General features: G+C 41.4%; 3 protein-coding genes. All 3 read right to left on the bottom strand.

What is annotated here, in order from left to right; translation table 11 throughout:
• Positions 1-422 precede the first annotated feature (422 nt).
• Positions 423-704 carry a hypothetical protein gene (locus LHL20_RS20765; protein ID WP_131138463.1) on the bottom strand — a complete coding sequence of 94 codons (282 nt, stop codon included), beginning with the start codon at positions 702-704 and terminating at the stop codon, positions 423-425.
• A 117-nt stretch (positions 705-821) separates the two neighbouring features.
• Positions 822-1,646: a hypothetical protein gene (locus LHL20_RS20760; protein ID WP_226434664.1), complete on the bottom strand. Its 825-nt coding sequence runs from the start codon at positions 1,644-1,646 to the stop codon at positions 822-824.
• A 128-nt stretch (positions 1,647-1,774) separates the two neighbouring features.
• Positions 1,775-2,194 (bottom strand): hypothetical protein, encoded by a 420-nt coding sequence (locus tag LHL20_RS20755; RefSeq protein ID WP_226434663.1) that lies wholly within the window; start codon positions 2,192-2,194, stop codon positions 1,775-1,777.
• Between the last annotated feature and the right edge of the window lie 113 nt (positions 2,195-2,307).

Genomic DNA, 2,307 nt, shown 5'->3' with positions numbered 1-2,307 from the left:
AGGGGCGCAGACGCGTGGGCTATAATGCGAAGCAGCCCACGTGTATGCGTCCCAGCCTGCGCTAGCAGGCGACTTAATTTTTTTGTTATACACAAACCGATTGTTAACTGCCAGCATGTTGAAGAAAATAGGGTAAAAGTACCGAACAAAACAACAAGCGTTCTAAACTTGTACTAGCTGTAAAAGAAGAGTGCTGCCTGAGTTGAAAAGCAGAGCTTTTTCGCCACCTTCGATGCTAACCAAAAACTAAAACGAACCCCTAAAGCCGTTGTAAAAAAGCGCTGAACTTTGGCCTGATTTTTACTAAAAAATGGGTGGTGTATAACTTTTAAATAAGGGGCGATAACACGTAGGGCATAATAGCGAAGCGGCCCTGCGTGTTAGCGTCCCAGCCTGCGCCAGCAGGCGACTTAATTTTTTTGTTATGTGGCATCTATAAACTGCCTATAAGTTGGCTCTTTTTTACTATTCATAAGGTTTGCGGCGTTCACCAAGTGTTGCCAAAACTCTTTAGACGGAGAAGGATTGTCCACTATAACTCCATCTAGTTCTTCCATCGCCAACCGAAGCTCGTTATGACTGAGATACTCTAAGAAATCTACTTCTCTATAACCAAAATCAGATTGTTTGATATTCTTTGGAAGGAGTTGATGAGCTTGCCAAAGTTCATTTTCAATTAGCTTCCATTTCATCAACTTATCCATAAAATTCCTGTGACACATAACTTTTAAATAAGGGGCGCTGGCACGTAGGGCATAATAGCGAAGCGGCCCTGCGTGTTAGCGTCCCAACGAGCGACAGCGAGTGACTTTATTTGTTTGTTATGCGTCATTGCTGCCCCAGCCAATTTTGATGTCTGGAATCTTAGCGGTGATTAAGTTTGAGAGCTCGATTACCAACCCGCTGTCTAAGTCCGGATTTGCTGCTATAAATAGCGTTCTAGCCTCACATTGGTCTAGCCCTTTACCCAAGCGAGAAATGAATTCGCTTAATAAAATGTCTTCGCCGTTTAAATTAACCACTGTGTTAGATTTTAAAATAATCGCATGGTGACCACATGTGGCTAATCCACAAATAACCCGGTCATGATTAACAGTATTCACTACGAGTGCTTTTTCTTTTGGCATGAAAGAAAGGTACGCGAAACACATTAATAAACCTAGAAGGATGGCTATAAATCCATATTGAGCATGGTTACTCATAGAAGTGTCCTTGACGCATAACTTCCAAATATGGGGCGCAGACACGTGTGCAATAATGGCGAAGCCGCGCACGTGTTTGCGTCCCAGCGAGCGACAGCGAGTGCCATAATTTGTTTGTAATGTGCGTTCACCTAATTCCTTGTAGTAGTGCTCATAATTTAGAGCTACAACAGACGAAAATATGATGTAAAAGACGAAGGCTATAATGGTGCTAGTAAACAACAATATTCCGAGGCTCAAGACAATGCAACTAGCAATACGTACCCACAACTTTTTTGAATTTGTAAATGTAAGTTTGAGTTCTTTGTTGGTAGTGACGATTGCCCAAGATGCTAAAAGGCCAAGAGGAAGCCAAAGTAGATATGCGATGTTTTGAACAGCCATCATTATCGGGATAACTGGAGCGATTAAAACTAGGTTGTTTAAGTAAGAGTTTTGAAACATCTCTTTATTCTTTAGTTCCCTTTAGCACATAACTTTTCAATAACGGGCGCAGGCACGTAGGGCATAATGGCGAAGCCGCCCTGCGTGTATGCGTCCCAGCGAACGAAGTGAGAGAGTTTATTGAGTTGTTATGCATCATTCTCCAAAACATCCAAGTTGCAGTGAACTAAATCTGCTCCTTCTAGATTAGCGCACTCTGCAAATCCATGTTTTTTCAAAGACTCAATGACGGCGTTATTGGTACTGTAAGTTCCGGTGTTTAAACCATAGTCATTTTTATAGATATCTCTCAGCCGAATATCGTCACGAAACATGAGCGACACTGCAAGAACATATTGAAACTTAGCCGTTTCCTTGTCCTGTAATGAGGCCTCATATAAAACAGTAAGAAGCTTGATTTCATTCCAACGATCTGAAGACAAATTGACAGTCGTAACTAACGCATCTATGTATTCTGAGCTCTTTTTTGAATGTGTAAAATATTTACCTGCTAAGAACGAAAAAACGGCTACTAATATTAAAGCGACAAAAAAGAGTTTATTTTGCATGTTCATCCTGATGCATAGACACAATGACTCCCTGTGAAATGCTAGCCTCCGCATTTTCGTGGGTTAGCTGAAAGCCAGTGCCATAATTAGTTTGCTTAAGACTAAATCATTTG

The organism is Alteromonas sp. McT4-15 (assembly GCF_020515205.1).
GTDB lineage: Bacteria > Pseudomonadota > Gammaproteobacteria > Enterobacterales > Alteromonadaceae > Alteromonas.
This window is presented reverse-complemented; position numbering and strand designations above follow the sequence as displayed.